This window comes from Saccharopolyspora sp. NPDC003752, assembly GCF_053605825.1.
This window is the reverse complement of sequence record NZ_JBSGJZ010000003.1, coordinates 158,510-182,206: the sequence shown is the minus strand read 5'-3', so window position 1 is coordinate 182,206 and position 23,697 is coordinate 158,510. Positions and strand designations below refer to the sequence as shown.

Annotated in this window: 27 protein-coding genes; 8 read left to right on the top strand and 19 right to left on the bottom strand. The window is 71.6% G+C overall.

The features are described from left to right. The 3 genes from ACWEV3_RS06015 to ACWEV3_RS06005 all read right to left on the bottom strand — a co-directional run bounded on the left by ACWEV3_RS06015 (position 1) and on the right by ACWEV3_RS06005 (position 4,086). Positions 1-582 carry a Uma2 family endonuclease gene (locus ACWEV3_RS06015; protein WP_452612808.1) on the bottom strand — a complete coding sequence of 194 codons (582 nt, stop codon included), beginning with the start codon at positions 580-582 and terminating at the stop codon, positions 1-3. A gap of 115 nt (positions 583-697) precedes the next feature. Next, entirely contained in the window at positions 698-2,848 is a 2,151-nt protein-coding gene (locus ACWEV3_RS06010; protein WP_452612807.1) for a 3-hydroxyacyl-CoA dehydrogenase NAD-binding domain-containing protein, read from the bottom strand. After that, positions 2,845-4,086 carry a thiolase family protein gene (locus tag ACWEV3_RS06005; RefSeq protein ID WP_452612806.1) on the bottom strand — a complete coding sequence of 414 codons (1,242 nt, stop codon included), beginning with the start codon at positions 4,084-4,086 and terminating at the stop codon, positions 2,845-2,847. The genes ACWEV3_RS06010 and ACWEV3_RS06005 overlap by 4 nt, the downstream gene beginning before the upstream one ends. 354 nt (positions 4,087-4,440) lie before the next feature. On the opposite strand from ACWEV3_RS06005, the gene ACWEV3_RS06000 reads away from it, so the two are divergent. Further along, on the top strand, positions 4,441-4,989 hold the full coding sequence (locus ACWEV3_RS06000) for a TIGR03086 family metal-binding protein (RefSeq protein WP_452612805.1): 549 nt from the start codon (positions 4,441-4,443) through the stop codon (positions 4,987-4,989). A gap of 47 nt (positions 4,990-5,036) precedes the next feature. Here the strand turns inward: ACWEV3_RS06000 and ACWEV3_RS05995 are convergent, their stop codons facing one another. From ACWEV3_RS05995 to ACWEV3_RS05985, 3 genes are all read right to left on the bottom strand, one after another. Next, positions 5,037-6,299 (bottom strand): HRDC domain-containing protein, encoded by a 1,263-nt coding sequence (locus ACWEV3_RS05995; RefSeq protein ID WP_452612977.1) that lies wholly within the window; start codon positions 6,297-6,299, stop codon positions 5,037-5,039. A gap of 90 nt (positions 6,300-6,389) precedes the next feature. Next, the gene (locus tag ACWEV3_RS05990; RefSeq protein ID WP_093264979.1) at positions 6,390-7,106 is read right to left on the bottom strand and encodes a response regulator; all 717 of its coding nucleotides are present in this window, start codon (positions 7,104-7,106) and stop codon (positions 6,390-6,392) included. 416 nt (positions 7,107-7,522) lie between these two features. Next, positions 7,523-8,098 carry a DUF3000 domain-containing protein gene (locus ACWEV3_RS05985; protein ID WP_452612804.1) on the bottom strand — a complete coding sequence of 192 codons (576 nt, stop codon included), beginning with the start codon at positions 8,096-8,098 and terminating at the stop codon, positions 7,523-7,525. Positions 8,099-8,313: 215 nt separating this feature from the next. Between ACWEV3_RS05985 and hemE the strand changes: the two genes are divergently transcribed. From hemE to ACWEV3_RS05960, 5 genes are read left to right on the top strand one after another with little or no spacing between them, the layout of a single operon-like run. After that, complete coding sequence (gene hemE / locus ACWEV3_RS05980) at positions 8,314-9,408, top strand: uroporphyrinogen decarboxylase (protein ID WP_452612803.1); 1,095 nt, start codon at positions 8,314-8,316, stop codon at positions 9,406-9,408. Beyond that, the gene (hemG, locus tag ACWEV3_RS05975; RefSeq protein WP_452612802.1) at positions 9,408-10,844 is read left to right on the top strand and encodes a protoporphyrinogen oxidase; all 1,437 of its coding nucleotides are present in this window, start codon (positions 9,408-9,410) and stop codon (positions 10,842-10,844) included. Before hemE ends, hemG begins: the two co-directional genes overlap by 1 nt. A gap of 4 nt (positions 10,845-10,848) precedes the next feature. Then, complete coding sequence (gene hemQ, locus ACWEV3_RS05970) at positions 10,849-11,544, top strand: hydrogen peroxide-dependent heme synthase (protein ID WP_358305878.1); 696 nt, start codon at positions 10,849-10,851, stop codon at positions 11,542-11,544. 58 nt (positions 11,545-11,602) lie between these two features. Continuing rightward, positions 11,603-11,839 (top strand): FitA-like ribbon-helix-helix domain-containing protein, encoded by a 237-nt coding sequence (locus tag ACWEV3_RS05965; protein WP_452612801.1) that lies wholly within the window; start codon positions 11,603-11,605, stop codon positions 11,837-11,839. After that, the gene (locus tag ACWEV3_RS05960; protein WP_452612800.1) at positions 11,836-12,237 is read left to right on the top strand and encodes a type II toxin-antitoxin system VapC family toxin; all 402 of its coding nucleotides are present in this window, start codon (positions 11,836-11,838) and stop codon (positions 12,235-12,237) included. The genes ACWEV3_RS05965 and ACWEV3_RS05960 overlap by 4 nt, the downstream gene beginning before the upstream one ends. A 2-nt stretch (positions 12,238-12,239) precedes the next feature. Here the strand turns inward: ACWEV3_RS05960 and msrB are convergent, their stop codons facing one another. Genes msrB through ACWEV3_RS05945 form a run of 3 tightly spaced genes read right to left on the bottom strand, consistent with a single transcriptional unit; the run spans position 12,240 to position 14,475 of the window. Beyond that, entirely contained in the window at positions 12,240-12,659 is a 420-nt protein-coding gene (gene msrB / locus ACWEV3_RS05955) for a peptide-methionine (R)-S-oxide reductase MsrB (RefSeq protein WP_452612799.1), read from the bottom strand. Positions 12,660-12,704: 45 nt separating this feature from the next. Continuing rightward, positions 12,705-13,784, bottom strand: coding sequence for a DNA glycosylase AlkZ-like family protein (locus tag ACWEV3_RS05950; protein ID WP_452612798.1), 1,080 nt, complete (start codon positions 13,782-13,784; stop codon positions 12,705-12,707). Positions 13,785-13,836: 52 nt separating this feature from the next. After that, entirely contained in the window at positions 13,837-14,475 is a 639-nt protein-coding gene (locus ACWEV3_RS05945) for a hypothetical protein (protein ID WP_452612797.1), read from the bottom strand. A gap of 191 nt (positions 14,476-14,666) precedes the next feature. Here ACWEV3_RS05945 and ACWEV3_RS05940 point away from each other — a divergent pair, with 191 nt between their 5' ends. Next, entirely contained in the window at positions 14,667-15,437 is a 771-nt protein-coding gene (locus ACWEV3_RS05940; RefSeq protein WP_452612796.1) for a DUF4389 domain-containing protein, read from the top strand. Positions 15,438-15,482: 45 nt separating this feature from the next. Here the strand turns inward: ACWEV3_RS05940 and ACWEV3_RS05935 are convergent, their stop codons facing one another. Both ACWEV3_RS05935 and ACWEV3_RS05930 read right to left on the bottom strand, forming a co-directional pair. Then, entirely contained in the window at positions 15,483-16,025 is a 543-nt protein-coding gene (locus tag ACWEV3_RS05935) for an AAA family ATPase (RefSeq protein ID WP_452612795.1), read from the bottom strand. 345 nt (positions 16,026-16,370) lie between these two features. Then, positions 16,371-17,930 carry an alpha/beta hydrolase gene (locus tag ACWEV3_RS05930; protein ID WP_452612794.1) on the bottom strand — a complete coding sequence of 520 codons (1,560 nt, stop codon included), beginning with the start codon at positions 17,928-17,930 and terminating at the stop codon, positions 16,371-16,373. 158 nt (positions 17,931-18,088) lie between these two features. Here ACWEV3_RS05930 and ACWEV3_RS05925 point away from each other — a divergent pair, with 158 nt between their 5' ends. Then, positions 18,089-19,045 (top strand): EamA family transporter, encoded by a 957-nt coding sequence (locus ACWEV3_RS05925; RefSeq protein WP_452612793.1) that lies wholly within the window; start codon positions 18,089-18,091, stop codon positions 19,043-19,045. Between the two features lie 16 nt (positions 19,046-19,061). Here the strand turns inward: ACWEV3_RS05925 and ACWEV3_RS05920 are convergent, their stop codons facing one another. The 8 genes from ACWEV3_RS05920 to ACWEV3_RS05885 all read right to left on the bottom strand — a co-directional run bounded on the left by ACWEV3_RS05920 (position 19,062) and on the right by ACWEV3_RS05885 (position 23,611). Next, the gene (locus tag ACWEV3_RS05920; RefSeq protein WP_452612792.1) at positions 19,062-19,961 is read right to left on the bottom strand and encodes a 2-dehydropantoate 2-reductase; all 900 of its coding nucleotides are present in this window, start codon (positions 19,959-19,961) and stop codon (positions 19,062-19,064) included. An 11-nt stretch (positions 19,962-19,972) separates the two neighbouring features. Continuing rightward, entirely contained in the window at positions 19,973-21,085 is a 1,113-nt protein-coding gene (locus ACWEV3_RS05915) for an ATP-dependent DNA ligase (protein ID WP_452612791.1), read from the bottom strand. A gap of 215 nt (positions 21,086-21,300) precedes the next feature. Further along, positions 21,301-21,906 (bottom strand): alkaline shock response membrane anchor protein AmaP, encoded by a 606-nt coding sequence (amaP, locus tag ACWEV3_RS05910; RefSeq protein WP_452612790.1) that lies wholly within the window; start codon positions 21,904-21,906, stop codon positions 21,301-21,303. Then, positions 21,903-22,439 carry a DUF6286 domain-containing protein gene (locus ACWEV3_RS05905; protein WP_452612789.1) on the bottom strand — a complete coding sequence of 179 codons (537 nt, stop codon included), beginning with the start codon at positions 22,437-22,439 and terminating at the stop codon, positions 21,903-21,905. The genes amaP and ACWEV3_RS05905 overlap by 4 nt, the downstream gene beginning before the upstream one ends. Before the next feature lie 3 nt (positions 22,440-22,442). Beyond that, positions 22,443-22,829 (bottom strand): Asp23/Gls24 family envelope stress response protein, encoded by a 387-nt coding sequence (locus tag ACWEV3_RS05900; protein ID WP_452612788.1) that lies wholly within the window; start codon positions 22,827-22,829, stop codon positions 22,443-22,445. After that, positions 22,826-23,005: a hypothetical protein gene (locus ACWEV3_RS05895; protein WP_093264953.1), complete on the bottom strand. Its 180-nt coding sequence runs from the start codon at positions 23,003-23,005 to the stop codon at positions 22,826-22,828. The genes ACWEV3_RS05900 and ACWEV3_RS05895 overlap by 4 nt, the downstream gene beginning before the upstream one ends. A 37-nt stretch (positions 23,006-23,042) precedes the next feature. After that, complete coding sequence (locus ACWEV3_RS05890; RefSeq protein ID WP_452612787.1) at positions 23,043-23,297, bottom strand: hypothetical protein; 255 nt, start codon at positions 23,295-23,297, stop codon at positions 23,043-23,045. Then, on the bottom strand, positions 23,294-23,611 hold the full coding sequence (locus ACWEV3_RS05885) for a hypothetical protein (RefSeq protein ID WP_452612786.1): 318 nt from the start codon (positions 23,609-23,611) through the stop codon (positions 23,294-23,296). Before ACWEV3_RS05885 ends, ACWEV3_RS05890 begins: the two co-directional genes overlap by 4 nt. Between the last annotated feature and the right edge of the window lie 86 nt (positions 23,612-23,697).

The following is a 23,697-nucleotide window of genomic DNA, read 5'->3' as shown; positions in this document are numbered from 1 at the left end:
TCATAGCCGGAGCGAGGCCACATCGAGTTCGAACGGGAGCGGGCTGGCGGTGATCCGCGCGTTCCCGTGACCGGCCTTCGCGGTCGCGTCGCACACGTAGCGATCGTTCTCGAGGCGGTAGGCGGCGAGTTCGACGGGGCCGCCGTGGTCCTGGGCGACGCTCCAGAAGTACGGGATGCCGGCTCGCTCGCAGGCCTGGAACTTCTCCTGCTGCTCGCTGGAGGTGTTGCCCGGGGACCAGATCTCGCCGATGAGCAGGACGTTCCCGGGCTGGAACGACGTGCCGACGGGCGGCGTGTCGAGGACGACGAAGTCGGGGATGAGGGCGGAGCGGTAACTCGTGCTGATCTCGATCCCGATGCCACCGACCACGTAGAGATCGGTCCGCCCGGCAGCGGTGATGGCCTGGTCGAAGAGCGAGATGATCCGCTTCTCGGCCCACTGGTGCTGCCCGGTCGGCGGCGGCGTCACGAGCCAGTACCCCTCGATGAGCTCCAGGCGCGACCCGTCCTCCCGGGCGGGCAGCGCGTGCCAGTCGGCGATCGTGAACGGCCCCAGTTCGTGCCGGACAAGCGCGGTCACCGGCCATCACCTCTTCTCCGTCCGGCTCCATCATGGCAGAACACGGCACCCGAGCTCACGTGCGCGAACGGGGCCGGGGCGAAACGCCCCGGCCCCGTCGGCTGCGAATCGCCGGTCAGGCGTGCACGGAGGCCACGCCCGGGGCGAGGAATCGCTTGCCGTTGATCTTCTCCGAGACGCCGGCCCGGTCCAGGTACGGCGTGATGCCGCCCAGCCAGAACGGCCAGCCCGCGCCGAGGAGCATGCACAGGTCGATGTCCTGCGCCTCGACGACCACGCCCTCGTCGAGCATGATCCGGATCTCCTCGGCCAGCGCGTTCAGCGCCCGGTCGCGGACCTGCTCGGACGTCGACGGCTTGTCGCCCTGCGTCCACAGCGCCGCGACCTCGGGGTCCACGACCGGCCCGCCCGTCGCCCGGCCACCGCCCCCCACGGAGGCGCTTTGCGCCGCTGACTGATTGGACTCGTCGGTGATCCACACCGCGGCCTTGCGCGCGTCGACGAACCGCTGCATGTTGTCGCTGAGCCCGAACCGGTCCGGGTAGGCCGCGTGCATCGTCTCGTTGACGTGCTGGGCGACCGCCGGGCCGACCAGCTGCAGCAGCACCAATGGGCTCATCGGCAGGCCGAGCGGCACCAGCGCGTTGTCGGCCACCTCGAACGGCGTGCCCTCGTCGATGGTCGCGATGACCTCGCCCATGAACCGGGTCAGCAGCCGGTTCACCACGAACGCCGGCGCGTCCTTGACCAGCACGCACGACTTCTTCAGCTGCTTGCCGACCTTGAACGCGGTCGCCAGCGCCGCATCGTCGGTCTGCTCGCCGCGCACCACCTCCAGCAGCGGCAGCACCGCGACCGGGTTGAAGAAGTGGAAGCCGACGACCCGCTCCGGGTTCTTCAGCTTCGAACCCATCTCGGTGATCGACAGCGACGAGGTGTTGGTGGCCAGGATCGCCTCGGGGGAGACGTGCTCCTCCAGTTCGGCGAACACCTGCTGCTTGACCGACATCTCCTCGAAGACGGCCTCGATGACGAAGTCGGCGTCGGCGAACGCCTTCTTGTCCAGCGAGCCGGTGACCAGCCCCTTGAGCCGGTTCACCGCGTCCGGCGACAGGCGGCCCTTGGCGGCGAGCTTGTCGATCTCGCCGTGGATGTAGGCCACGCCCCGGTCGATGCGCTCCTGGTCGATGTCGGTGATCACCACCGGCACCTCGAGGCGGCGCACGAACAGCAGCGCCAGCTGACCGGCCATCAGCCCGGCGCCGACCACGCCGACCTTGGTGACGTTGCGAGCCAGCGACTTGTCCGGCGCCCCGGCGGGCCGCTTGGCGCGCTTCTGCGTCAGGTCGAAGGAGTAGAGCCCCGAGCGCAGCTCGTCGGACATCAGCGCGTCGGTCAGCGCCTCGGTCTCGGCGGCGTAGCCGGCGTCCAGGTCGTTGCCGCGGGCCAGCTCGATCAGTTCGACGGCCTTGGTCACCGCGGGGGATGCGCCGTGGGTGCGCGCCTCGACGATGCCCTTGGCGCGGGCGACGGCGTCGTCCCAGGCCTTGCCGCGGTCGATCTCCGGGCGGGTCACGGCCTGCTCGCCGTTGATCACGCGGACCGCCCAGCGCAGCGACTCCTCCAGGAAGTCCGGGCTGGCCAGCAGCTCGTCGAAGATGCCCAGCTGACGGGCCTTCTTCGGGTTGAGCATCCGGTTCTGGCTGAGCGCGTTCTCGATGATCACCGTCACCGCGGCGTCCGGGCCGATCAGGTTCGGCAGCAGCTGGGTGCCGCCCCAACCCGGGAACAGGCCCAGGAAGCACTCCGGGAAGGCGATGGCGCCGGCGTTCGCCGCCACCGTCCGGTAGTGGCAGGACAGCGCCAGCTCCAGGCCGCCGCCGAGCGTCGCGCCGTTGACGAAGGCGAAGGTCGGGATCTTCGACTCGGTGAGCCGCCGGAACACGTCGTGCCCGGTCTGCGCGATCTGGTGGGCGTGCTCCCGCTCGGTGATCCGCCCGATGCCGGAGAGGTCCGCGCCCACGGCGAACACGAACGGCTTGCCGGTGACCGCGATGGCCGCGGGCTCGGCGGCGAACGCCTCGTCCAGCGCGGCGTTCAGGCTGGTCAGGCCGCCGGGACCGAAGGTGGACGGCCGGGTGTGGTCGTGGCCGTTGTCGATGGTGATCAGCGCGAGCTTGCCGGCCAGGCCGGGCACGTCGACGAGCCGGGTGAACGCCTTGGTCACCACTTCGTCGGGGAACAGCGCCGCGAAGTCGTTGGTCATCGGGCGTCTCCAGCGTTGTAGTTCGGGTTCTCCCAGATGACCGTGCCACCCATGCCGAAGCCGATGCACATGGTCGTGATGCCGTAGCGCACCTCGGGACGCTCGGCGAAGTGCCGGGACAGCTGCGTCATCAGCCGCACACCGGAGGAGGCCAGCGGGTGGCCGCAGGCGATCGCGCCGCCCCACGGGTTGACCCGCGGGTCGTCGTCGGCGATGCCGAAGTGCTCCAGGAAGGCCAGCACCTGGACCGCGAAGGCCTCGTTGATCTCGAACAGGCCGATGTCGTCGATGCTCAGCCCGGCGCGCTGCAGCGCCTTCTCGGTCGCGGGCACCGGCCCGACGCCCATGACCTCGGGCTCGACGCCGGCGAAGGAGTAGCCGACCAGCCGCATCCCGACCGGCAGGCCGAGCTCGGCCGCGGTGTCGGCGTCGGCCAGCAGGCAGCCCGTCGCACCGTCGTTGAGGCCCGCGGCGTTGCCCGGGGTGACCCGGCCGTGCGGGCGGAACGGCGTCTTCAGGCCGCTCAACGCCTCGACGGTGGTGCCCGGGCGCGGCGGCTCGTCGGTGGTGGCCAGTCCCCAGCCCTGCTCGGAGCGGGTGGACACCGGGACCAGGTCCGGGGTGATCTTCCCGGCCCGCAGCGCCTCGTCGTAGCGCTGCTGGCTCAGGGCCGCGTAGGCGTCGGTGCGCTGCTTGGTCAGCGTCGGGTACCGGTCGTGCAGGTTCTCCGCGGTCGAGCCCATGATCAGTGCCGACGGGTCGACGATCTTGTCGGAGACGAAGCGGGGGTTGGGGTCGACGCCCTCGCCCATGGGGTGGTTGCCCATGTGCTCGACGCCGCCTGCGATCGCCACGTCGTAGGCGCCGAAGGCGATGCCGCTGGACACGGTGGTCACGGCCGTCATGGCACCGGCGCACATCCGGTCGATGGCGAAGCCGGGGACCGACTTGGGCAGCCCGGCCAGCAGCGCCGCGCTGCGGCCGATGGTCAGGCCCTGGTCGCCGATCTGGGTGGTGGCGGCGATGGCGACCTCGTCGATGCGCTCCGCCGGTAGTTCCGGGTGCCGCCGCAGCAGCTCCCGGATGACCTTGACGACCATGTCGTCGGCGCGGGTCTGGGCGTACTGGCCCTTCGAACCGGCCTTGCCGAACGGCGTGCGTACGCCGTCGACGAAGACCACGTCCCGAACCGCTGGGCGGCTGCGGCTGTCGGCGGGTGCCGACGCAGGTGCGGCCACGGCGTGCTCCTCACTGGCTTGGTGGATGGTGCTGGCCGGATCGTCGGTCGATTACCGGCCGGTAACCGCACTCTAGCGCTTATTACCCGTCGGTAACCACACGGGCCGACCGTGTCGGCTGTCTCACATCCTGATCAACACCGCCGACGGCGACCAATCGGCCGACCCTGGATCTGCCCGCGCCGGGCGGCGCATCGCGGCGCAGGCTGTGGGCATGAGCAGCCCTGCGTCAACCCGAGTCCCCCTCAACCGCACCTCAGGGGAACGTGACGCGAACCAGCCACAAGAAGCTGCGGAACGCGAGACCGAGCTGGACCCAGCCACCACTGTGAAACGCGGAGAGGCGGAACTGGCATGAGCGAAACTTCCGAGCGCTACCGCGCGCTGGCCACCGAGTTCACCCGCCGCGTCGAGGCGGTGCCCGCCGGCGGGTGGTCGGCGCAGTCCCCGTGCGAGGGCTGGACCGCGTTGGACGTCCTGCGCCACGTCGTCGACGTGCACCGCGACATCCCCAGCTGGGCCGGGGAGGCGATCGTCCTGGCGAAGGTCGTGGACGACGACCCGCTGGGTGCGTGGCTGGAGGCCCGCTACGCGATCCAGGCGCTGCTCGACGATCCGCAACGGGCGGGCCGCGAGTACGAAGGGATGTTCGGGCGCACCACCGCCGAGGCGACGATCGACCGTTTCCTCTGCTTCGACCTGCTCGTGCACGGGTGGGACATCGCCAGGGCCACCGGGCAGGACGAGGCGCTGCCGGCGGACGAGGTCACCAGGGTTTTCGCCGATGCTCGCGCCCTCGGCGACAACATCCGGCACAAGGGCGTCTGCGGTCCCGAGGTGCCCATCGCCGAGAACGCACCCGAGCAGGACCGCATGCTCGCATTCCTCGGCCGCAATCCGTGACCGGCGCCCCGCGTGGCGGTTCGGTGCGAACCGCCACCCGGCGGGCCTCAGTCGGCCGTTGCCGCGGGCGTCGCGTGGAGGGCCTTGCTCAGGTCCTCCGCGGTGAGCTCGATCTGCCACTCGCGGGCGCCCTTGTCGCGCAGCAGCTCCGTCACGCCGGTGACGCTGCGGTCTTCCGGCGGCATCCAGCAGGTCCGCCGGACCAGGTCGGGGAGCAGCAGGTTCTCCACCGGCAGGTGGTGGCGCTCGGCGATCTTCGACAACGCCGAACGCGCCGCGGACAGCCGCGCGGCGGCGTCGGGATCCCGATCGCTCCACCGGTTGGTCGGAGGCGGCCCGTCGTGCGGCGAAGCCGGCGCCGGCAGCTCGTCGTTCTCCAGCCGGCGTGCCGCCCGCAGCGCCTGCAGCCACAGCGACGCCCGGCGCCGCTGCTGCCGCCCGCCGAACACCGGCAGGGCGACCAGGTCGGCCTCGGTCTTCGGATTGGCCTGCGCGGCTTGCACGATCGAGGAGTCCGGCAGCACGCGGCCCGGCGCGAGATCGCGGTCCCGGGCGACGGTGTCGCGGGCTTCCCACAGCGCTCGAACGGCGGCGAGCTGCCGGGGACTGCGCAGCCGGTGAATCCCGGACGTGCGGCGCCACGGTTCGGCCCGCGGCGGTGCGGGTGCGGCGTTGCGGACCGCCTCGAACTCCTGGTGCGCCCAGTCCAGCTTCCCCTGCCGCTCCAGCTCGTCGCGCATCGCGTCGCGCAGGGCGATCAGCAGTTCCACGTCGAGGGCGGCGTACACCAGCCAGTCCTGGGGGAGCGGTCGGCGGGACCAGTCCGCCGCGCTGTGCCCCTTCTCCAACCGGTAGCCCAGCATGCGTTCCACGAGCGTGCCCAGCGAGACCCGTTCGAACCCGGCGAGCCGGCCGGCCAGCTCGGTGTCGAACAACCGCGCCGGTCGAAGGTCGAGCTCGGCCAGGCACGGCAGGTCCTGGGACGCCGCGTGCAGCACCCACTCCGTGTCTTCCAGCGCCGGCGGCAGCGGATCGAGCGCACCGTCCAGCGCGATCGGGTCCACCAGCACGGTCCCGGCACCCTCTCGGCGGAGTTGCACCAGGTAAGCGCGTTGCGAGTAGCGATAACCCGAAGCGCGCTCCGTGTCCACGGCGACCGGTCCGGTCCCCGCGGCGAGTGCTTTCGCGGCGGCTTTCAACGCGGCAGGTGTGTCCACCACCGGCGGCACGCCGTCGGTGGGTTCGGTCAACAACACCGGCTCCGGGCGGTCGGACCCGACGGTCTCGGGGCTTGCAGCTTCCACGGCTATCAGACCTTACGTGCTTCGGCCCGCGCCGTGGGGCTACTCCACCCGAGCTCGTCGGGTCGACCGCACCGGTGCAGGTGCGTCAGCGTCCGGTCACCGGATCACGCCGGCCCGCATGGCCAGCGCGACCATCTGCGCCCGGTCGCCGGTGCCCAGCTTGCGCCCTATCCGCGACAGGTGGCTCTTCACCGTGAGCGCGGACAGGTTCAGCGCCTCGCCGATCTCCTTGTTGGAACGGCCGTCGGCCACCAACTGGAGCACCTCGACCTCGCGCCCGGACAGCTCGCGAGGCGTGTTGTCCGTTCCCGGCACGCGGGTACCGGCGGCAAGCACCGGCGCCACGCTGGGATCGGCGTACACGCCGCCATCGAGCACGCGGCGCACGCCGTCGGTGACCACCATGGGCGAGGCCGACTTCAGCAGGTACGCCTGCGCACCTGCCTGGAAGGCGGCCCGGACCGCATACGGGTCATCGGACGAAGCGAGCACCACGATCCGTGGCCAGCCCTGGCTCCGGAGTTCGGTTACCAGCTCGATGCCGGTCCCGTCCGGGAGTCCGAGATCGAGAATTGCGAGGTCGCACGGACCGGTCGCCAGGGCGCGAGCCCTGGCTTCGGCCATGGATGCGGCCTCGTGCACCGTGCCGGCGCCCATCTGCAGCAACCGGGCGGCGATTGCCTCCCGGAGCAGCGGATGGTCGTCCACCACGAGCACCGTGAACAGCTCTTCCCGCGGGTGCGGGACCATGTTGGCCGGCAAAGCGCCGGCGGGCGTGGTTCGAGCGGCCTGACCTAAGCCGACGGCAGCCACGTCACTACCTCCCTGGAGTCGGTCGTGCCCCCCGACCGGCACCGGGACTCTCGACCAATCAGCCGCGCCACTGATCGACCGAAAGTGGTGTCGTCGGGGGCAGCGTAACCGCCCAAGCGGGTCAGCGGGACGATCAATCGGGTATCTATCCCGATCGAGTTGTTACCGGAACATGATCGCATCGCTCTTTTGGGTGACTATGAGCTATCTCCGTAACGTCGGAGCGTGGCCAAGCGACGTAACATGAACGCGGATTGTGAATAACTTGCGCAATCAACGGTTTCGGCGGCCTCGCAGGGTCTTCGCGAAAGGAAATCGCGCATCGGCGTGTCGGCCGCCACGGAAACGGGATCGGTTGCGCCGAACCTTACGCGCCGGAGTCGGCCGACACAGCCGGTGATCGGGCGATCTCGCGATCAGTCGCGGTGCGCCGTCCCGGACCGCCCGCCGAGCATCGAGACGCCTTCCGGCGGCAGGCCCGCCGCGCTCGCCATCAACTCGTGGAACGCCGCCGCGTGCGGCGCCAGCTCCGCGTCGGTGGCCGTCCACGAACCGCGCAACTCCAGATCGTGGCTGCGGGCCGGGCCCGCGATGTCGCCGAAGCGGGCCGACGAGGTCAGCGTGACCGTGCCGCCCAGGGCGGTCCAGGACGCGCCGGAATCCTCCAGCGCATCGGTCAGCCACGACCAGCCGACCGCCGGCAGCAGCGGATCGGTGGCCAGTTCCGGATCGAGTTCGGCCCGCAGGTAGACGACGAGTCGCAGCACACCCGCCCACGCCTCCTGGCCTTCCGGGTCGTAGAGCAGTACCAAGCGGGCGGTGGCCAGCTCACCGGCCGGCCCGTTCGCCTCCGCTGCGAGCGCATGAGCCCAAGGAGCGAGGCGCTTGGGTGGCCCCACCTCGGTCAGCTCTATCTCCGCTCGCGGACGCGAAGACGTCAACGCGGCAACCGCCTGCCGGAAAACCTCGGGCGCCACCGGCATCTCCGTCACGCCGCAGACTGTATGCGGCCGGGCGCGGGCGGTTGCGGAGGCACGCCGAACGGGGGATGAAGACGCTTCGCGGCCGGCCTCGGAGTCGTCCTCGGCGGGGCGCCGAGGCAGGAGAAAGGGGCGGGCGGGTGCGTGCGAAGATTGCCGCGTAAGCCCGGTCGGCCCGCCGTGGCGCCGTCCCCGGGACGCCTCTCGACCTACGGACAGCGACCTCGATGACGAACTCCGCGAACCCCGCGCCGGCGTCGGCCCGCCGGAACCTGGCCGACGCCCCCCTGCTGGTTGCCGCCCGCGGCGGCACCCCCCGGCACACCCCGGTCTGGTTCATGCGGCAGGCGGGTCGTTCGCTGCCCGAGTACCGCAAGCTCCGCGAGGGCGTGCCGATGCTGCAGGCGTGCCTGACGCCGGAATTGGTCAGCGAGATCACCCTGCAGCCGGTGCGCCGGCACGGGGTCGACGCCGCGATCCTGTTCAGCGACATCGTGCTGCCCCTGTACGCCGCGGGTGTCGGGCTGGACATCGTCGCGGGCACCGGCCCCGTCGTGTCGAACCCGGTGCGCACCCCCGCCGACGTCGCGGCGCTGCCGACGCTGGACGCGGCGCAGGTCGCGCCGGTGGCCGACGCGATCGGGCTGCTGGTGCGCGAGCTGGGGCAGACGCCGCTGATCGGGTTCGCCGGCGCGCCGTTCACGCTGGCGTCCTACCTGGTGGAGGGCGGCCCGAGCCGCAACCACGAGCGCACCAAGGCGCTGATGCACTCCGACCCGAAGACCTGGCACGCCCTGCTGGACCGGCTGGCCGACACCACGCTGGAGTTCCTGAAGGTGCAGCTGGCGGCCGGGGTGGACGCGATCCAGCTCTTCGACTCCTGGGCCGGGGCCCTGTCGCTGCGCGACTACCGCGAATTCGTGCTGCCGCACAGCCGGCGGATCTTCACCGCCGTCGCCGAGATCGCGGACGTGCCGAAGATCCACTTCGGGGTGGGCACCGGCGAGCTGCTCGGCGCGATGCGCTCCGCTGGCGCCGACGTCGTCGGCGTGGACTGGCGGGTGCCGCTGGACGAGGCCGCGGCGCGGCTGCGCGCGGCGGAGCCGGATGCCGCCGCGCCGGTGGTGCAGGGCAACCTCGACCCGGCGCTGCTCTTCGCCGGATGGGACGCGATCGAGCACGAGGTGCACCGGATCCTCGGCGAGGGCCAGGCTGCCGGTGGCCACATCTTCAACCTCGGCCACGGCGTGCTGCCCAGCACGGACCCCGAGATGCTCACCCGCGTCGTCGAGCTGGTGCACACCGCGAGCAAGCAGCAGTGATGACGCGCCGGGTCGCAGTCGTCGGCGGCGGCATCGCCGGTCTCGTCGCCGCCTACCGGCTCCGCCGCGAGCTGGGGCCGGACGCCGAGATCGTGCTCTTCGAGCAGGGCGAGCGGCTCGGCGGCAAGCTCCGCACCGTCGAGCTCGCCGGCTGCCGCTACGACGTCGGAGCGGAGGCGTTCCTCGACCGGCGTCCGGAAGTCCGGCAGCTGGCCGAGGAGCTCGGTGTGCCGGAAGAGGTCGTGCACCCGGGCGCGGTGTCCGCGACGGTGCGCGCTGGAGGCCGGACCTGCCGGTTGCCCGGCGGAACCGTGATGGGCGTCCCGGCTTCGCCGGAGGCGGTGCAGGACGTGCTTTCCCCGGCGGGAGTGGCCGCGGTCCGGGCGGAGGCGGAACTGCCGCCGGTCCGGCTCGGCGGCACCGACATCTCGGTGGGCGAGCTGCTGCGCGGGCGGATGGGTGACGAGGTCGTCGACCGCCTGGTCGAACCGCTGCTCGGCGGCGTCTACGCGGGCGATGCCGACCGGCTCGGCCTGCGGGCCACGATCCCGGCGCTGGCCGCGGCGCTCGACGCCGGAGCGGAGTCGATCACCGCTGCCGCGGCGGCGGCGCTGCCCGCGCCGAAACCGGCGGATGCGCCGAAGCCGCCGGTGTTCGGCGCGTTCCGCTACGGCTACCGGGAGCTGGTCGACCGGCTGCTGATCGCCGCCGGCGCCGAGGTGCGGATCGGACTCCCGGTGCGGCAGCTGGCGCGGGCGGAGCAGGGCTGGCGCCTGGAGATCGGCGCCGCGCCCAGCCCGGAGTTCCTGGACGTCGACGCCGTGGTGCTCGCGGTGCCCGCTCCGGCGGCTCGGCGGCTCCTCGGTGACGTCGTTCCGGCGGCGGCCGCGAAGCTGGCCGAGGTGGAGCTGTCCTCCTCGATCGTGGTCGGGCTCGCCCTGCCGCCCGACGCGCGGCTGCCGGAGGCATCAGGCGTGCTGATCGCGCGCGGCGAGCAGCACGCGGACGGAACCCCGTTCACCGCCAAGGCATTCACCTTCTCCAGCAAGAAGTGGCCGCACCTGCGCGGCGCCGAGGGCGAGCTGCTGGTGCGCGGCTCGGTCGGGCGGTTCGGCGAGACCGCTGAGCTGCGGCTGGACGACGCCGAAGTGCTGCGCCGGGTCCTGGCCGACTTCGCGGAGCTGACCGGGATCTCCACGGCTCCGGTGGACTCCGTCGTGACGCGCTGGGGCGGCGGGCTGCCGCAGTACGGCGTGGGACACCTCGACCTGGTCGCCGATGTCGAGCGCGCCGTGGCCGAGGTGCCGGGGCTGGCGATCGCGGGCGCCGCTCTGCACGGGGTCGGCGTTCCGGCGTGCATCGCCACCGGGACCGCGGCAGCGACCGATATCACGCGGGACCTGCTGCAGGCCGGTCGCCGCGAGGTGGGAGCATGAACGCATGGCGCGGCTGAACTACAACGAGCTCAACGACACCATCCGCTACACCATGTGGTCGGTCTTCCGGATCGAGCAGGGCACGCTGCCCGAAGACCGGGCCAAGGCCGCGCAGCAGACCCAGGAGTACCTGGACTCGCTGGCCGAGTCCGGCGTCGTGGTTCGCGGCGTCTACGACGTCTCCGGGCTGCGCGCCGACGCGGACTTCATGATCTGGTGGCACGCCGAGCGGATCGAGGAAGTGCAGGCGGCCTACACCGGGTTCCGCCGGGAGACCCCGCTGGGGCAGGCGTCCGAGCCGGTGTGGAGCAACGTCGCGCTGCACCGCCCGGCCGAGTTCAACAAGAGCCACATCCCGGCGTTCCTGGCGGGCGAGGAGCCGCGCAAGTACATCTGCGTGTACCCGTTCGTGCGCTCCTACGAGTGGTACCTGCTGCCGGACGACGAGCGCCGCACGATGCTGGCCGACCACGGCAAGGAAGCTCGCGACTACCCGGACGTCCGGGCGAACACGGTGGCGTCCTTCGCGCTGGGCGACTACGAGTGGATCTTGGCCTTCGAGGCCGACGAGCTGCACCGGATCGTGGACCTGATGCGCCACCTGCGCGGCACCGAGGCCCGCCTGCACGTCCGCGAGGAGATCCCGTTCTACACCGGTCACCGCGTCGACGTCCCCGACCTGGTCACCCGCCTCCCCTGAGCCGGTACAAGGCCATCAGATTAGCGCGATAGTAGCGCTGTCGCGCTACTATCGCGCTATGGCGACCATTCAGATCCGGGACATCCCGGAAGAGGCTTACGAGACGATCCGCAAACGGGCGCGATCCGCTGGGATGTCGCTGCAGACGTACATGCGTGACGAGGTCGTGCGCATGGCATCGCGGCGAACGAAGGAGGAAGCGCTCGCGGCTGTTGAGGCAGCACTCGCGCGCGATCGCGGTACCGGAGTGACCGTCGAAAGCATCCTCGCGGCAAAGGATGCTGATCGGCGGTGAAGGAATTCGTCGTAGACGCCTCGACTCTCGTGTTGGCAACCACCGTCGTGTCGGACGAGGCCCGCCAGCTGCGGCATCAGCTGCTGCAGAGCGAGTGCCATGCACCGCACCATGTCGACGCCGAGGTCGGGAACGTGCTCAGAAGGCAGGAGTTGGGCGGGCAGATCGAAGAGGACGCCGCGACCACTGCGCTCCTGGCGATGAAGCACTTGATCGACCACCGCTATCCGCACGTAGGCCCGCTCAGCCAAGCCGCGTGGGAATTGCGTGGTGCCCTCACGTTCTACGATGCGCTCTACGTGGCGCTCGCTGCTGGTCTGGATGTGCCACTGCTGACCGCCGACGCGAGGCTGTCCCGCGCGCCGAAGCTTCCGTGCAAGGTCGAAGTCGTCGTGTGACCTCACTCCGCCGGGGTCAGGCGGACGGCGATCGAGTTGATGCAGTAGCGCTGGTCGGTGGGGGTCGGGTAGCCCTCGCCCTCGAACACGTGGCCCAGGTGGCCGTGGCAGGACGCGCACAGGACCTCGACGCGCACCATGCCGAGCGACTGGTCCTCGCGGAGGATCACCGCGTCGCTGTCGGTCGGGTCGTAGAACGACGGCCAACCGCAGTGCGATTCGAACTTGGTGTCGCTGCGGAACAATTCGGCCCCGCAGCCGCGGCACTCGTAGACCCCGACCGTCTTGGTGTCGACGTACTCGCCCTGCCAGGCCGGCTCGGTGGCGGCTTGGCGCAGCACCGCGTACTCGTTCGGGCTGAGCTGCTCCCGCCACTCCTGATCGGATTTGGTGACCTTCGGGGTTCCTGCGACCGGATCCATGCCTCCACGCTAATCCGTGCGAAGATCAACTGCATCGGCGCGGTCTCAGATCGAGTCGAACGCCACCACGGCCGACTTCGCCCCTCTGGTCCCGGCCAACTGCTGGGCCTCGGTTTCCACCTCCTCGCGGACGGCGGCGCTCAGGGCGCGGAAGCCCGTCGCGTCCACCTGGAGCTTGCTGCCGGCCTTCCTCGCTCGCCAGGTGCCGATGATCTCGCCGTCGGCGAGCAGGGCCCCGGGAGAGCCGATCGCCCGCCAGAGGACTTTCCGGTGCGCGGGATCCGGCAGCAGCTCCGCGCGATCCCGGGCTTGCAGGTACGGGTCGCCGGTCGGCAGCAGCCGCACGCCCCGTGGTGACGGCGGCGAGTCGAGAGCCGCGACCGCGTCCGGCGCGAACCACGACTGCTTCCCGGCGACCGAGACCTCGACGAGGTCCGTCGGCCAGACCGGCCGCAGCGCGGTGGCGCTGGTGCCGAGGAGCGCGGCGACGTCGGCGACCGAGCCCGGGCCGAGCAGGCGCAGCACGTCTTTGATCAGGGCGTCGGTCCGGGCGGGCTGCTGCGGGACGTGCCACTTCGGGGCCGCCGTGATCCGCAGCCGCCCCGATGCGCGGACGAGCCGGATGCCCGCCGCCAGCCCGGATTGCAGGTACAGCGAGTAGAAGACGTGGGTCGATTCGCATCCCTTGCACCATGCCGAGGCTTCTGGGACGTCGCGGGTGACCGCCGCGCTCAGCGTGCCCCGGTCCGTCGGTTCGAGCGAGTGCTCGCGCATCGCCGCGACCGTTTTGCCGAACACCGCGAGCGGGGCGTCGACCGACTTCATGACCGGCATCCGGGCCACCACGTCCGCGTCCGACATCGGGTAGAGCCGGCCGGCCAGCTCCGCGAGGTCCGCGACGCGGTGCAGGTGCGCGCTGCCGCGCACCGACCAGGCGAGGACCACCGAGTCCGGGAGCTCCGCTCCGGGGATCCGCGTGCGCACCGACTGCAGCGCCGAGCCCGCCGGGGTGTCCGGCACGCCGAGCGGCAGCACTCCGAGGTTCTCGACGGCGCCTGCGGACCGGTCCAACTGCTGGACGGCGTGCCGGTAGGCCAGGACTCGTTCGCGGTCGGTCTCGATCACGGGTACTCCGATTCGACGGTAGGCGTCGAGCATGCCCCACGGCCCCGACAGATCAGCCGAGGAAGGTGCCGAACACGAACGAGACGGCGTTCCAGACCGTGAACAGCACGCCGAACAGGATCAGCAGGACCACCGCGACGGCCATCAGCCTCCGGTGACCGTTCGCCCGGTTCACGCTCTGCGCGAAGTCGTCCACGCCGCGCAGCATGCCCTCCACGGTGGCCTCGGAGTTCGGCCGCTGCATCCGGTCGCGATGCTCAGCGAAGGCCTGCACCTCGGGATCCTCCGGGTCGAGCCCGTGCAGGTCATCACCGAGGCGCTCGGTCTCCTCATCCCGGTCGCCGCGCTCCACGGCCCCACCGTAGCGCCTCACCACGGCACCGTCGGGCGGCTGTTCGCGATCCGTGCCGCGTTCGGACGAGTCGGCCACCGAGCCAGCCCTCCGCCACACTGCCCACATCGTCCACAGTGGTCGGTTCTCTTCAGATGCAGGGGGCGCGCGCTCGTGGCGGACGGGCGAGCGAGGAGGCCGCTTCGCGTCCCGTCGCCGGACATGATCCAGTCCGCGATGCATGCGCCGATGCGTTGGTCGGCCGGGCTCGCCAAGGCCTTCGCGATCCGGCACCGGTGTGGCACCACGGCGAATCCGTCCCTGGGCACCGTGATCTGACAGGTATCCGGTCTCGTACACGTGGAGGCTCCTCCCCGCTTGCGGAATCAATCGCTCGCCGGGAAAACGCCGTGGAGCGCCCGCACGTGAGCTGCGGTGCCCGCCGTTCACCAGATCGGATGATGGAGAGCGCGTGCCGCCGGCCGAATCCCGACCCGGCCCAGGGGCGGTGGTTACATTCGCCGCGCTCCAACCGGACTCGGGAGGCGACGATGAGCGACCAGCCCGCGGAGGCCAACGGCCCATTCCTGCCCGAGCTGGAGGTGGTTGCCCCGGAACGGCAGCGGCGCTGGACCGTCCTATTGCGACTGCTGCTGTTGATCCCGCACTTCATCGTGCTCTGGCTGCTGTCCATCGCCGCCGCCGTCGCGGTGATCGTCGGCTGGTTCGCCGCGCTGTTCCTGGGGCGGCTGCCGGACTGGATCGCCGGGTTCCTGAGCCTGTTCGTCGGCTACCAGGCCAGGGTGGTGGCGTCGAACATGCTGCTCGTCGACGAGTACCCGCCGTTCCTGGTGCCCGAGCAGGACTACCCGGTGCAGGCCGACATCCGGCCCGGCGAGCTGAACCGGTGGGCGGTGCTCTTCCGGATCATCCTGGTGATCCCGGCCGCGATCGTGAGCGCGATCGCCACCCAGGGCTTCGGCATGCTGGCGTTCTTCATCTGGCTGATCGTGCTGGTCCTGGGCCGCAACCCGCGGCCGGTCTTCGACGCCTCCGCGGCGGTGCTGCGCTACAGCTACCGCACGAACGCCTACTTCTACCTGCTGACCGGCGCCTACCCGAAGAAGCTGTTCGGCGACGCGCGCGCGGAGGAGAACCCGCCGCGCCAGTCGCCGGGCACCCGCCCGCTGGTGATGTCCCAGGGCGGCCGGGTCCTGCTGATCATGTTCATCGTGCTCGGCGTGATCGGTTCGGTCACCAACGGCGTCGTGCAGTCGCAGTACCAGCCTCCGGAGCAGCAGGACTACTACTACGGCCGATGACGTCCCGCAGTTTCAATTGAAACCGCGGGACGACGTGGGGTGGGATCAGATCGCGGCTTCGGTCCAGGCCCGGTCGAGGATCTCCGCGACGGTCTGCTCCGGGGTCTGGTCGGAGGTGTCCAGCCACAGGCCGATGCGCGGCGTCTGCTCGTGCAGCACGGCGTTCAGCTCCGCGATCGCCCAGCTGTCGTACGCGGTCTTGCCGCGATCCGCCTCGCGCTCCGCGATCGCCGCGGTCGACGGCGCGAGGACGACCACGAGCAGCGGCCGGCTGCCGATGTTCTCGGCCATCTCCGCCAGGTGCTCGCCCAGGACCACGTCCTGCGCGACGACGGTGAACCCCGCCGCGAAGTACGAGTCCGCGGCCTGCGCGGTCAACCGGTGGCGCAACCGCAACTGGCGGAGCGCCTCGTCGGACGGCGGCGCGGACATCTCCTCGCGACCACCGACCACCATCCGGCGGAACGCGTCGCCGCGCAGGTGCACCGAGCGTGGGAGCTCTTCGGCGACTCCCTGGGCGATGGTGGACTTCCCGGCGGCCTGGATGCCGGTGATCAGCAGGACGGCCTGGTGGCGCTCGTCGGACACGTTTCCTCCTCGTGCGAGGAGTGGATCTTCTCACCCGGTCGGCGCAGTCGTCATGCGCATTTCGCACCCGGTTACAGATCGCTATGCGTTCATGTGTCCTGTTCAGCGGGTTGGCCCAACGCGTTTCCCTCGCCCGGCGGTGTCTCGGTTGCTCCGTCGGCGAGCACCATCGCAACCGTTGGTATTCGTCACGACGCGGGAGGCCAAGATGGTCCGCACCGAAGCCGAACGTGCACCGGAAGCCCAGGGTGGCTGCAGCTGTTGCGGCAGCTGCAGCGGTCCTTCCTGCGGCTGCTGCTCCAGCTGCGGCTGAGCCGCGGGGGGTCTGTCCGGGGTGCTGCGGGATCACCCCGGGCAGGCCATGCCTTCCGTCGGCACGGTGCCCTGCACCAGGAACCGGCTGACCGCCTCGGTGATGCACGGCGACTTGCCGATGGCCCCGTGCCCGGCGCCCTGCCAGCGCAGCAGCACCCCGGTCGGCATCTGCTCGGCCATGTGATCGGTGCCCAGACCCAGCAGCTGCGGGTCGTTCGCGGTGCTGATCACCGGGATCGGCGGCAGGTCCGGGCGGCGCGGCGAGGGCAGCGGCTGCTGCGGGACCGGCCACGACCCGCACCACACCAGCCGCTGAGCGGCGGCACCGCCGAACAGCGGGAACCGGTTCACCCAGTCCAGCGCGAGCTCGCCGGTGCGTTGCGGCGGCACGCGCACCGTCGTGTCGTTGCAGCTGGTGATCAGGTCACCGTCCAGCCACGGCGGGTTGACGCCCTGGTCGGCGACCAGCGGCGCGCTGATCGAGGCGAGACCGGCGCCGTCGCCGCGACCGGCCGCGGCCAGCGCATCGGCGAGAGCGGGCCAGGTGGCCCGATCGGAAAGACCCAGCAGGATCGCCTGCACCACCCGGCCTGCGCCGACCGAGGTGCCCGGCGCCGGTAGCGGCGTGCCGCGGGTCCTCTCGACCAGATCGCCGACCGCCTTGCGCGGCTCGGGGCCCAGCGGGCAGCCGCGGCTGACGCAGTCTGCGGCGAACACGTCGAAGGCCTGCTCCGCGCTCTGCGCCTGCGATTCCGCTTGGCCGATGGCGTCGCGGGTCGGGTCCGGTGCGCCGTCGAGCACCAGCCGGCCGACCGATCCGGGGAAGCGTTCCGCGAAGGTCGTCAGCAGGCGCGCCGCTTCGCCGCGCCCGATCGCGTGCAGCCGCGGCACGCCCAGCTCCAGGCGGAGTTCTTCCAGATCGGAAGCCGCTCGCCAGGTGTCGTAGGCCTGCAGCCGCTCGTCGAGGTCGAGCAGGCATTCCTGGCTCGCCGACAGCACCGATTCGAGCAGCCGGTCCAGCGCGGCGCGGTCGGTGGCGCGCGGGTCGAAGCCGACGATCGCATCGCGCTGCGCGGGCGGCACGCAGTCGGCCGGATCGGATTCGCCGGTGCCGCGCCGGTCCATCCCGATGATGTCGAAGGTGTTGCGCAGTTCCGCCGGCAGCTGCGTCGCCAGCCGGGCCGCGTAGGTCGTGCCCGGCTCGCCGCCGACGTCGCCCAGCACCACCAGCGGCACGTGGCCGGAACCGGCGCGGATCAGCGAGATGCGCGCGGTGCCGCGTTCCGGGGATTCCGGGGCGTCGAGCGTGCTGATCAGCCGCGAGCAGGAGAACGTCATGCCCGCTGGCAGACCACCGAGTTCCGTGCGCGTCTGCTCGGTGCAGTCCTCCCAGCTCTGCGCGTCGTCGCCGGGGGAGCCCAGCGGCGGGACGGGAGCCGGTTTCGGCGGCTGCGGCGCGGGGACGACCTGCTGCTCGCCGTCGTGGTAGGCGACCGCGGGCCGGTTCGACGGCCCGGCCGAACAGGCGGCGACCACCAGCAGCAGCAACGGCAGTAGTGCGGCCCCGACCCGGTGAGTGGTGCGCGGCACGGGTACTCCTAGTCGGCAGGCGCGGTGGTCGCTGGACCGGGTCAGCATCGCATGATCCGGGTGAGGCCCCGGTGAGGGCCCTGACAATCGGGTGACGGTCGCGGCCGGTTGCGGGATAACGTGCGGCGGTAAGCGGTTGGCGGAGGCAGAGGAGCATCGTGCACGTCGCGCAGGTCGGCTCGGGGGCATCGTCGAACAGGCGGTCGCTGTTCAGCGTGGAGCAGGTCTCCGCGCGCGCACTCGGGGCGATCCCGCCGCCGATGCTCGTGCTGCTGGGCGTGATCAGCCTGCAGGTCGGCGCCGCGTTCGCCAAGCAGCTGTTCACCACGGCCGGGGCGTCCGGCGTGGTGGCGCTGCGGTTGACCTTCGCCGCGGTGATCCTGCTTGCGGTGTGGCGGCCGTCGCTGCGCATGGACCGCAAGACGCTGGCGGTGGTGGCCGGCTACGGCGCGGTGCTCGCCGGCATGAACGTCTGCATCTACCAGGCGTTCGAACGGATTCCGCTCGGCGCGGCGGTCACCATCGAGTTCCTCGGCCCGCTGACCGTGGCGGTGATCGGGTCCCGCCGCAAGCTGGACATCGTCTGGGCGGTGCTGGCCGGCACCGGCGTGGTGCTGCTGGCCCGGGTGGAGGGCGGGCTCGACTGGGTCGGGGTCGCCTTCGCGCTGATGGCCGGCGCGCTGTGGGCCAGCTACATCCTGGTCGGCGCGAAGCTCGGCAGCCGGACCAGCGGCGGATCCGGGCTGGCCCTGGGCATGGCGTTCGGCGCGCTGGTGGCGGCGCCGTTCGGCATCGCCGAGGCCGGGACTGCGCTGTTGCACCCGGCGGTGCTCATCGCCGGGCTGGTGGTCGCGCTGATGTCCTCGGTGGTGCCGTACTCGCTGGAGCTGGAGGCGCTGCGCCGGATGCCGCCCCGGGTGTTCGGCGTGCTGATGAGCCTGGAGCCCGCGGTGGCGGCGCTGGCCGGGCTGCTGGTGCTGGGCGAGACGCTGGGCGGCTGGCAGTGGGTCGCCATCGGGTGCGTCGTCGTCGCCTCGGTCGGTTCGGTCGGCACGACGAAGGACCGCGACGGGAAGCCCGACGAGGCGGGCCCCAAGGACACCGGCGCCAACTGACCCCGGCCCGGCGAGGTCAGATGGACGGCATCCGCATGGGGCGGAGGGCGCGCATCAGGGTCAGGAGGGTCCGGTTGAGCGGGACGGGGAGGTCGTGCTCGTCCGCCGCGCGCACCAGCGCTCCGGTGATGTGCTCGTGCTCGGTCGGCAGGCCGGCCAGCCGGTCGTAGAGCATCGACGTGCCGTTGGTCGGCGGGAACTTCTCGATGTAGTCCGAGAGCACCTTCTCGGCGTCGGCCTGGGTCAGCCGGGCGCCTTCGGCGCGGGCGACGTCGACGGCCTCGGCGAGCACGCCCTTGCTCAGGTCCAGGATGTCGGGCTCGCGCAGCACGTCGAGGCGGCGCAGGGTCAGCGCGGTGATCGGGTTCGGCGCCAGGTTCGTCAGCATCTTCCGCCACGCCGCGGTGCGGAAGTCCGACGTGGTCCGGGCGCTCAGGTCGTCGGTGGAGACCAGCTCGACGAAGCGCTCGCCGATCTCGCCGGCCTCGACCTGCATGGTGGCGGGGCCGCGGCGGACCACGTGCCCGGGCCGGACCCGCTCGGCGGCCACGTAGATCAGCGCGGGCAGCACCTGGGCCTGCAGGCCCAGCCCGGCGATCGATTCGCGGTGCTCGACGCCGTTCTGCACCACCACGACCGGGGCGCGCCCGTCGTCCAGCTTCCGCAGCCAGCCGGCCGCGCTCGCCGCGTCCTGGACCTTCGTCGTCAGCAGGACCCAGTCGTACTCGCCGAGCGCGCCGGGCTCGGTCACCACCGAGACCGGGATCTCCCCGGTGCGGCCCGGGGTTTTCAGCGTCAGCCGGTCGAACGGGGTCCGGACGCACATCGTCACCTGGTGCCCGGCGGAATGCGCAGCTTCCGCGAGAACCCCACCGATACCGCCCGAACCGATCACCGCGATGCGTTGTGCTGCCACGGGTCGTGACATTACCCGTCGACGCGGGCTCCCCGGTCGACATCGCCGTCGAGCACTGCTTCGAGGTCGTACCGCGTGGGCTCGTCGAGCTGGTCGTAGCGGCAGGATCCGGGGTCGCGGTCGGGGCGCCACCGCACGAACTGCGTGGTGTGCCGGAACCGGCCCGGGTGGGCGCCTTCGGTGTGGTCGTAGGAGACCTCGACGACGCGTTCCGGGCGCAGCGGCACCCACGGCTGCTCGGTGCTGCTCCAGCGGTTCACCGACCCGGGCAGCCGCCGCCCGTCCGCCGCGTCGGGCCCCAGCCACGGGTGCTCCCCGTCGGTGATCAGCTCGGCGAGCTCGGTGGCCAGCGCGCGTCGCTGCGCGGCCGGGAAGGCGCCGACGACGCCGACGTGGTGCAGCACGCCCCGGTCGTCGTACAGCCCGAGCTGCAGGGAACCCACCGCGGTGCCGGGTTCGGTCTTGGCGTGCCAGCGCAGCCCTGCGACGACGCAGTCCGCGGTGCGGGAGTGCTTGATCTTGAACATGGTCCGCTTGCCCGGCACGTACTCGCCGTTGGTGGGCTTGGCGATCACGCCGTCCAGCCCCGCGCCCTCGAACACCCGGAACCACTCCGCCGCGGTGTCCGGATCGTCGGTGACCGGCGTGGTGCGCAGCCCGTCGTGGTCCAGGCCGAGACCGGCGAGCAGCTCGCGGCGCTCGGTCTGCGGCGCGGCCGTGAGGTCCCGGTCGTCCAGCGCCAGCAGGTCGAAGGCGATGAAGGTGGCCGGCGTCTTCTCGGCGAGCACCTTGACCCGGCTGGCGGCCGGGTGGATGCGCTCGCCCAGCGCGTCCCAGTCCAGCCGGTCGCCGACCTCGTCGCGCCGGATCACCACGAGCTCGCCGTCCAGCACCGCGGGCCGGTCGAGGTGTTCGGCGACGGTCCGCAGGACCTCGGGGAAGTACCGGTTGAGCGGGCGGCCGGTGCGGGACTGCAGCAGCACCGGCTGCGCGGCCTGCGGATCGGCGAACACCAGGCACCGGAAGCCGTCCCACTTCGGTTCGAACAGCAGGCCGCCCTGCCGGGAGATGCCCTCGACCGGGCTGGCCAGCATCGGCTTCACCGGCGGTTGCAGTGGGAGCACCGGGTCCTCCTCGGGTCTGTTTAAGAAGCGGCGGTAGCCGCTTGCTGTGTGGGCTCAGCTTGCACCGCCGCGGGTTCTCAGAGGTTTTCTCGCGAGGACAGCCCCGACGTGGTGAATTGGCATTCATGAGTCGGGGATCCCACAGCGAGAAGGCCTCTGAGGTTCCGCTACCCGCACCGTCACGCAAACCACTTTTGAGGTATTCCTCTGGTCGGTCAGTGGACGCGTTGGCGAGGCGCGCGGTCCAGCTGCAGCCGGATCGCCGTTGGCAACGTATCCATTCCCAGCGATTCGCGAGCGCGGGAAAGCACTTTCTCGTCGAGTTCTTCCCAAACGTGGCGCACGTTGGTGCCTTCCTGCAACGACAGCGTGAGCCGCAGCGCCGGGCGCTGCTCGCTGCCCGCCATCCGGACCCGCGCCCGCTTGACCCCGGTGACCCGCTCGGCGTCGGCGCGCACGGCTTCGGTCAGCGCCGCGCTCGTCACCGCCAGGCTGCCGTTGCCGCGCTCCAGGACGAGGGACGGCCGAGGCTCCGGGCGCAGGGCCCGCACCACCCACCACAGGCCGAGCACGAACAGCACGATGCCGAGCACGATCGCCACCGCGATCGCCGCCTGCGAGTTGTCCCGCAGCCACTGCACCAGGATCGGGTCGGCCAGCGGCCGTTGCGCGCGGAAGACGCCCAGCCAACCGGTGCCGACGAGGAGCGCGATCACGCCGGCGACCAGCGCCAGCAACCCGAGCGCGATGACCACGCCGCGCTCGAAGGACAGCCCGCGCGCGACCGGCGTCGTGCTCGGTTTGATCTCCCGCTTCGTCATCGCTGCTCCTTCGGCACGGTCACCGACACCAGCACCTTCGGGGTGCTGCGCAGCGGCAGGTCCTGCACGGCGTGCTCGGCGGTCTCGGTCAGCCGGGCGCGCAGGTCACCGGGTTCCCGGAACTGCGCGGTCGCCTTCACCTGGACCCGCTTCGAGCCCGCGGTGACCGAGGCGACCGCGACGCCGTCCTGGCCGCGCACCTGGTGCCCGACCAGCCGGGCCAGCGAGCGCCGGTCGGTGGTCACGGTGACCTCCGGCGCCGGGTCGTGCAGCCGGATGTCCTTGACCCCGGCGTTGATCGCGATGAGCACCAGGAGCACGCCCACCACCGCGACCACCGCCGCCGTCGCGAGGACCTGGGGGTCCTGCCAGGACAGCGAGCTCAGTCCGATGTGGACCTGCTGCCAGGGCACGATGAGGCCGCCGGTGCCGGGCCGCGCCAGGACCCACACCGCCTCGATCGCCAGGAGCGCGCCGCCGGCCGCGACGGCCAGGCCCAGCAGCGTGGTGATCAGGCGTACCAACAGGCGCATGGCTCACTCCACTCGCGGCGGCACGTCGGCGGGGACGAGGGCGGACACGGTCACGTCCACGGTGCGGACCCGGAACTCGGTGAGGCGCTGGAGCTCCGACCCGATCTGCTCCCGCATGGACTCCACGGTTTCGCGCACCGGCAACGGGTAGCGCAGAGCGACGTCGAGCCGGATCCGCAGCGCGTCGTCCGGACCGGACACCTGCGCCGCGGCACCCTGCCTGCCCCCGCCGAGGCGGTGGCGCCGCCGGGCGCTGCCGGGGTCCTGGTCGGCGGTGTGCTCGGCGATCTTGCGCAGCACCGTGCGGCTGATCTGCAACCGGCCCCGCTCGGCCGGATCGTCGCCGCGGCCGTGTTCTCCGGCCGCGGCCGGTCCGGTGGTGGCCGTCATCGGTCCCGGCCCCGGCCCAGGATGTCGCCGATCTCCAGCTCCCCGTCCAGGACCCGGCCGATCACCAGGCCGACGGCGCCGACCGCCAGCGCGATCAGGAACCCGGTGAAGCCGGCGACCGCCGCGGCGGTGCCGAGGATGAGGCCGGCGAGCAAGCCGGTCTGCGTCGCGTTCATGGGTGCAACCCTCCTGCTGAGGAACTGACTTGGATGGTCACCGGACTCGTGGTGGCCGGTGGCGGCGGGCCCGGCGGGCGCTGATCCGGTGCAGCAGCCCGCGAATCCCGCGCGGCCGGTGCACCACGACGATCGGTGCGTCGTAGCGGTCGCGCGGCCGGTGGCACCGGAGTTCGGCGAGACCGGCGGCGAAGACCTCCGGGTCACCGCCGACGTCCGGGTGGTTGGCCCGGACGAAAGCGCGGATCGCCGCCCTCGTGGCGGCCGGTTCGTGCTGCACAGGCACCATCATGCGCCTCCCCGCGGCTCGTCGGTGATCACGTCGGCCACGGTGATGTCCACCGGGACGTCGCCGAGCGCTTCGGCCAGCGCGCCGCGGATCTCGCCGAGGACCTCCGGCAGCGGCCGGTCCAGGCGCAGCACGACGCCGATCTCCGCGGCGCCCGACTCGGGTAACCGCACCCCGACGACCTTGCGGCCGGGCAGGTACGACGCGATCTCGCCGAACTGCCCGCCGTGCAGGCGGACCACCGAAGGGTGGGCGAGCACCCGATCGGCCAGCTCACCGGCGGAAACCTGTTCCGGCATGTCGAAGTCGTCCTCCACGAAAGCGATCTGTCTTCTGGGTTTTTGTCTTTGAAGCGGCGGAGCCGCTCAGCCCACCTTCACAACGGGCACCGCCAAGGCTTCTG

What these genes read in the sequence shown, in the direction of transcription:
- ACWEV3_RS06010 (WP_452612807.1), bottom strand. Translation starts at nt 2,848, where the DNA reads ATGACCAACGACTTCGCGGCGCTGTTCCCCGACGAAGTGGTGACCAAG.
- ACWEV3_RS06000 (WP_452612805.1), top strand. Translation starts at nt 4,441, where the DNA reads ATGAGCGAAACTTCCGAGCGCTACCGCGCGCTGGCCACCGAGTTCACC.
- hemE (WP_452612803.1), top strand. Translation starts at nt 8,314, where the DNA reads ATGACGAACTCCGCGAACCCCGCGCCGGCGTCGGCCCGCCGGAACCTG.
- hemG (WP_452612802.1), top strand. Translation starts at nt 9,408, where the DNA reads ATGACGCGCCGGGTCGCAGTCGTCGGCGGCGGCATCGCCGGTCTCGTC.
- hemQ (WP_358305878.1), top strand. Translation starts at nt 10,849, where the DNA reads ATGGCGCGGCTGAACTACAACGAGCTCAACGACACCATCCGCTACACC.
- ACWEV3_RS05965 (WP_452612801.1), top strand. Translation starts at nt 11,603, where the DNA reads ATGGCGACCATTCAGATCCGGGACATCCCGGAAGAGGCTTACGAGACG.
- msrB (WP_452612799.1), bottom strand. Translation starts at nt 12,659, where the DNA reads ATGGATCCGGTCGCAGGAACCCCGAAGGTCACCAAATCCGATCAGGAG.
- ACWEV3_RS05940 (WP_452612796.1), top strand. Translation starts at nt 14,667, where the DNA reads ATGAGCGACCAGCCCGCGGAGGCCAACGGCCCATTCCTGCCCGAGCTG.
- amaP (WP_452612790.1), bottom strand. Translation starts at nt 21,906, where the DNA reads ATGACGAAGCGGGAGATCAAACCGAGCACGACGCCGGTCGCGCGCGGG.
- ACWEV3_RS05905 (WP_452612789.1), bottom strand. Translation starts at nt 22,439, where the DNA reads ATGCGCCTGTTGGTACGCCTGATCACCACGCTGCTGGGCCTGGCCGTC.
- ACWEV3_RS05900 (WP_452612788.1), bottom strand. Translation starts at nt 22,829, where the DNA reads ATGACGGCCACCACCGGACCGGCCGCGGCCGGAGAACACGGCCGCGGC.
- ACWEV3_RS05895 (WP_093264953.1), bottom strand. Translation starts at nt 23,005, where the DNA reads ATGAACGCGACGCAGACCGGCTTGCTCGCCGGCCTCATCCTCGGCACC.
- ACWEV3_RS05890 (WP_452612787.1), bottom strand. Translation starts at nt 23,297, where the DNA reads ATGATGGTGCCTGTGCAGCACGAACCGGCCGCCACGAGGGCGGCGATC.